The organism is Clostridium sp. (genome assembly GCF_016650095.1).
Lineage (GTDB): Bacteria > Bacillota > Clostridia > Clostridiales > Clostridiaceae > Clostridium_AD.
This window is the reverse complement of the sequence record NZ_JAENWL010000250.1, coordinates 1-5,686: the sequence shown is the minus strand read 5'-3', so window position 1 is coordinate 5,686 and position 5,686 is coordinate 1. Positions and strand designations below refer to the sequence as shown.

The 5,686-nt window shown below is 32.8% G+C and carries 5 protein-coding genes and 1 pseudogene; 5 read left to right on the top strand and 1 reads right to left on the bottom strand.

Features of this window, described 5'->3' with window-relative positions; all coding sequences use genetic code 11:
• From JJE11_RS13495 to JJE11_RS13485, 3 genes and pseudogenes are all read left to right on the top strand, one after another.
• Positions 1–759: pseudogene (locus JJE11_RS13495) on the top strand (bifunctional phosphoribosylaminoimidazolecarboxamide formyltransferase/IMP cyclohydrolase); the annotation flags it as partial.
• An 11-nt stretch (positions 760–770) separates the two neighbouring features.
• Positions 771–2,021: a phosphoribosylamine--glycine ligase gene (gene purD / locus JJE11_RS13490; protein ID WP_291636461.1), complete on the top strand. Its 1,251-nt coding sequence runs from the start codon at positions 771–773 to the stop codon at positions 2,019–2,021.
• Positions 2,022–2,624: 603 nt separating this feature from the next.
• The gene (locus JJE11_RS13485) at positions 2,625–2,882 is read left to right on the top strand and encodes an ATP cone domain-containing protein (RefSeq protein ID WP_291636459.1); all 258 of its coding nucleotides are present in this window, start codon (positions 2,625–2,627) and stop codon (positions 2,880–2,882) included.
• 68 nt (positions 2,883–2,950) lie between these two features.
• On the opposite strand, the gene JJE11_RS13480 is transcribed toward JJE11_RS13485, so the two are convergent.
• Positions 2,951–3,703, bottom strand: coding sequence for a TSUP family transporter (locus JJE11_RS13480; RefSeq protein WP_291636457.1), 753 nt, complete (start codon positions 3,701–3,703; stop codon positions 2,951–2,953).
• Between the two features lie 337 nt (positions 3,704–4,040).
• On the opposite strand from JJE11_RS13480, the gene JJE11_RS13475 reads away from it, so the two are divergent.
• Positions 4,041–4,460, top strand: coding sequence for a hypothetical protein (locus tag JJE11_RS13475; RefSeq protein ID WP_291636455.1), 420 nt, complete (start codon positions 4,041–4,043; stop codon positions 4,458–4,460).
• 15 nt (positions 4,461–4,475) lie between these two features.
• A partial coding sequence (rlmD, locus tag JJE11_RS13470; RefSeq protein ID WP_291636453.1) for a 23S rRNA (uracil(1939)-C(5))-methyltransferase RlmD occupies positions 4,476–5,686 on the top strand: 1,211 nt, incomplete at its 3' end.

Here is a 5,686-nt window from a genome sequence, read left to right as displayed (position 1 = left end):
GATATGGACATTGCATGGAAGGTAGTATGCGAATTCGATGAAACTGCTTGTTGCGCCTTAAAGCACAATACACCTTGTGGAGTAGCTATAGGTAGTAGTGTACTTGATACATATAAAAAGGCATATGAGTGCGATCCTATGTCTATATTTGGAGGCATTGTAGCTTTTAATAAAAAGGTAGATAAAGAAACTGCAGAAGAACTTATAAAGATATTTTTAGAAGTAGTTATTGCGCCAGAATTTGATGATGAAGCGTTACTAGTTTTAAAAAGCAAGAAAAACTTAAGAATTATAAAATGCATGAGTAAAGCTGTAGGAAAAGTTAATATAGTTAACGTTGATGGCGGAATATTAGTGCAAAGTTCAGATGATAAATTAATAGACGATATAAAAGTAGTTACTGAAAATAAACCTTCTAAGCAAGAGATGAAGGATTTGGTTTTTGCAATGGTAGTAGTTAAGTATGTTAAATCAAATGCTATTGTAATAGTTAAGGATGGTGTGACTAAGGGTATTGGTGCAGGCCAGGTAAATAGAATATGGGCAGCACAGCAAGCATTAGAAAGAGCAGGAGATGGTACAATACTAGCATCAGATGCATTTTTCCCATTTGGAGATGTTGTGGAACTCGCTGCAAAATATAACATAAAATCAATTATTCAACCAGGTGGTTCTATTAAAGACGAGCAATCAATAGAAATGTGCGATAAAAAAGGAATTTCTATGGTGTTTACAGGTATAAGACATTTCAAACATTAGGAGGATTTAATATGAAGGTGTTAGTTATTGGTTCTGGGGGACGCGAACATGCTTTAGTGTCAAAGATTGCAGAAAATCCCACCGTTGAGGTGGTGTATTGTGCACCAGGTAATGGTGGCACTAGCCGCGAGCGTAAGTGTGAGAACCTTGATATTACTAAGATGGATGAGCTTTTAGCATTTGCTATGCAAAATAAAATAGATATTACAATAGTTGGATCAGAGGAATGGCTTGTACAAGGAATTGTAGATAAATTTAAAGAAAAAGGACTTAATATTTTAGGACCTAGCGAAAAGGCGGCGAAGCTTGAAGGAAGTAAAGCTTATTCTAAAGAATTTATGAAAAAGTACGGCATAAAAACAGCTGCATATGAAGTTTTTGAAGAGGAGAATAAAGCTATAGAGTATTTAAAAAATTGCGAATATCCTATAGTAATTAAAGCAGATGGACTTGCAGCAGGTAAAGGAGTAATTATTTGTACTGATTTTACCGAAGCGAGTAAAAGTATAAATGATTTTATGGTATTAGATATATTTAAAGGTAGTGGGAAGAAAATCGTAATTGAAGAGTTTTTAGAAGGTGTAGAGGCATCTATACTATCTATAACAGATGGGAAAGTTATAATTCCTTTTGTATCTTCAAAAGACCATAAACAAATATTCGACGGAGGTATTGGACCTAATACAGGAGGTATGGGAGCTATAGCACCAAATCCATATTGCAATAAACAAGTATTAGATGAATTCGAAAAGAATATTTTAGCACCTACCCTTAGGGGAATTCAAGAGGAAACAATGGATTACAATGGGATAATATTTTTTGGAATAATGATAACGAAAAAAGGTGTGTATTTGCTAGAATATAATGTAAGACTGGGGGACCCTGAAACGCAAGCAGTTCTTCCACTTATGAAAAGTGATTTTACAGGACTTGTAATTAGTGCTATAAAGGGGGAACTTTCAAGCTTTAATTTAGAATGGAAGGCTGGATATTCCTGCTGCCTAATTGCTACATCGAAAGGTTACCCTGGTAGCTACGATACAGGATTTAAAATAAGTGAGAACGATAAATTAGAAGGTAAACTATTTGTAGCAGGTGCTGCAGGCGAGAATGGTGTGCTTAAGACTACTGGTGGAAGAGTACTAGGAATAACAGGGTTTGGTGAAACACTGGAAAAAGCAAGGGAAATAGCTTATGCTGATATGAAAAAAATTCAGTTTGATGGAATGTACTATAGAACAGATATTGGGAAAATAGAATAAAAAAAATGTATCATGATTCTCCTGCGTGCCTTGCAAGCGAACTCGAAACAGGAAATTTGATTGTGAAATTCTAATCTTTTGCTCATGTAAAATCCTCTATCGCTCTCCTCTGGGTAGTTCGCTGGGGGACATAACAATTATTAATTGTTATGCATTCGGCGTCCTGCCTCAGGTTCGCTAGCCTGCCGTCCTGGCAGGCTTACGAGGATTTTACATTAGCAAAAGAAGAATTTCTAAATCAAATTTCAATTGTTTTGTCGTTTCTTATTGCAAGTCATTCCGGAGAAATTTTATTTATTATTTAGTTACTAGTGCAGGCGTTCTGTTGTTCTAGGATGACAAAAACTCATTACATACTATAATATGCAAAGAGAAGGTAGTAAGATATTTTGAGTATATAAAATAAACACATGAAGTCTGACTTAGGACGGTTATCAAAAGTAATATTGAGAGCCGTTCTTAAAAATATTGTGTAAAAAGCTTGAATATTCCGATAATGTTTTATATTATAGTAGTATGCTATAGAATTTAAGGATTAAATCTTTAATTATATAATGAGTAAAGATTATAATTAGGTGATAATTATACATAGGAGATGATAATATGAAGGTTATTAAACAAGATGGAAGACTCCAAAATTTTGATGTAAACAAAATAAAAACTAGCGTAGCTAGAGCTTCTGACGATGCTAATGAACCACTTAATGAATCAGATCTTGATAATTTAGGTAGGGCTATTGAAAAAGAAATAGAAAATCTTCATAAGGATACTATTCAGTCTTATCTTATTCAAAGTTTAGTGCTCAGTGAAATAGAAAAATCAGGTTTTCATCATATTGGAAAATATTACAATCAAGGGTAAGGTACATTTAAGATAATAAAAAAAGCAGATGAAATAAATCATTTGCTTTTTTTATTATTTAAGGCTAGTTAAAAAAGGCTAATGAGCATTTTAAAGGCAACAGCGAGTGACATTATTACGAATATAGGTTTTATAAGTTTCGAGCCCTTATTTAACGCAACACTTGTACCCATTTTAGCTCCTATAACCATAGATACTGCCACTGGTATTCCTATCATATAATCTATTTTGCCACTTAGGGCAAACAAAATTAGGGCTGTAAAGCCACTGGTGAAATTTAAAACTCTAGCGTTAGCAGAAGAGGATACAAAGTTGAATCCGAAGATATTTATTAATCCGAAAACTAGAAAGGAGCCAGTACCAGGACCGAAAAAACCATCATAGAAACCTAAAGAAAGAGCAAGGACTACGCCATATATCACATTTTTTTTAGTAAGCCCTTGAAATTTATCTTCAAGTCCTAATGATTTAGAAAAAAGAGTATAAATTCCGATAAACATGATAAGAATTAACACTAATGTATTAAGAAACTTTTGGTCTACACGTAGTACTGCGTTAACACCAATCAGAGAACCTAGGAATGCAAATGGAATAAGATATTTTAAAAGTTTAAAATTAGCCTTACCCGATTTTATAAATTTAAGAGAACTAGTAAAAGAACCAGCAGTGGCACTAAATTTGTTAGTACCAAGTACCATGTGAGGAGGTAGTCCTGCAAGCATAAAGGCAGGTACGGTTATGAGTCCTCCGCCTCCAGCTATGGAATCTACAAAAGCCCCTAAAAAACCAGCCATACATAGAAGAACAATTTTAGTAATCATATAACACCTACCTAAGTTTATTAAACCAAAAATGAATATAGGGTTTCTATGTCATTATAGATGATTATTAATATATATTAAAGAGCTTTAATTTATATTAAAGAGTTTTATTCATTTACCATAAGTACCATAAGTACCATAAGTAATGATGTCAACCCGAAATAGTTACCAAATATATTAGTTTGTTTTTGAATGATACACATTAGCCACTTGATTTATACTGCATATATACGTATTATATATAGGTGGGAGTAAAAGTTTATGTGAATATTTCCCGTTGCAGAATTAATATATAAACATTATGAACTATAATAGTATAATATAAGGAGGATTTACAATGTTAGAACAAAAAGAAGAAAACAAAAATGTTATTGAGGAAACAGATAATATAGAGAATAAAGGTGTAGCAGAAGATGAAGGTATAGCAGAAAATGAAGAATTAATCCAAGCGGATATTAAGAAACAGGGTATGACCTCTGATAATTCAAATGTGGCTAAAGTTATAAAACCTAATTTTCTTGATACACTTAAAGCTAGCATCATAGATTTAGTAGTTATAGGCGGAATATCAACAGTTGGAGTATATGGAGCAGATGCGGTACTCAAAGTAGCAGGATATGCTATAACGCAAAAATTCCAAATGTCATTTATAATCTTTATGGTTGTTATGGTATTATACATGAGCATTATGGAAAGTGGAAAAAATTCTACTACCATTGGTAAAAAAATATCGGGACTAATCATTACAAAAGGATAGGGGTTTTAAAAGAATATGCAAAAAAGAAAAGAATATGAATTTTACATAGAGGACATAGAGTTTCCAGCGCAAGGTATAGCATTTTACGAAGGTGAAAAAGTTTCAATTAAAAGTACTTTGCCAGGGCAAAAGGTAATTGGTAGAGTAGCAAAAAAGAAACAGGTGGGAGTGGAAGCTAAACTAGTAAGAATCATTGAGGATGTGGATTATAAAATTAAGCCTCAATGCACGATTACGGATTTATGTGGGGGTTGTAGCCATCAATTTCTTACTTATGAAAAACAATTAGAATTGAAAAAACAGCAGGTATTAAGGTTGTTTGATGAAGCAGATATAAAGAATTTCGAATTTTTAGGCATAGAAAAGAGTCCTGATGTATTCGAATATAGAAATAAGATGGAATTTACATTTGGTGACTTTCAAAAAGATGGCGAATTAACTTTAGGTATGCATACCAAAGGAAGAAGCTTTAGTATAGTTACTGTAGATGATTGTAGAATTGTGGATGTAGATTTTAGAGAGATTCTAAAAATAGTTTTAAACTATTTTAAAGAGCTAGGATTACCACACTATAAAGTAATGGAACATGAGGGGTTTTTAAGAAATTTAGTTGTTCGAAAGGCTAAAAACACTGGTGAGATATTAGTAAATATGGTAACTACAACTCAGGTAGATTTTGATTTTAGTGAAATAACTAATATGCTTAAAGAATTAAAATGTGCTGGAACCATAACGGGAATAATACATACATCAAATGACGGATATGCAGATGTAGTTCATGCTGATAAAATTGAAATATTATACGGAAGAGATTATATTATGGAAGAATTATTAGATCTTAAATTTAAAATTAATCCTTTTGCATTTTTTCAAACTAATACAAGTGGAGCAGAAAAGCTTTATAGTTTAGTTAGAGATTTTTTAGGAACAGCTGAATCAAAAGTAGTGTTTGATCTATATTGCGGAACTGGAACTATAGGACAAATTGTAGCAGCTAAAGCAAAAAAAGTTTTAGGAATTGAGTTAATCGACGAAGCAGTTGCAGCGGCTAATGAAAATGCAAGAATTAACGGACTCTCTAATTGTGAGTTTATAGCAGGTGATATAGCAAAAGTTATTAAAGAGGTAAAGGATAAGCCAGATAGCATTGTTCTTGACCCCCCAAGAGCTGGAGTTCATCCTGTAGCTTTGGATTATGTAATTAAATTTGATGCACCACACATAGT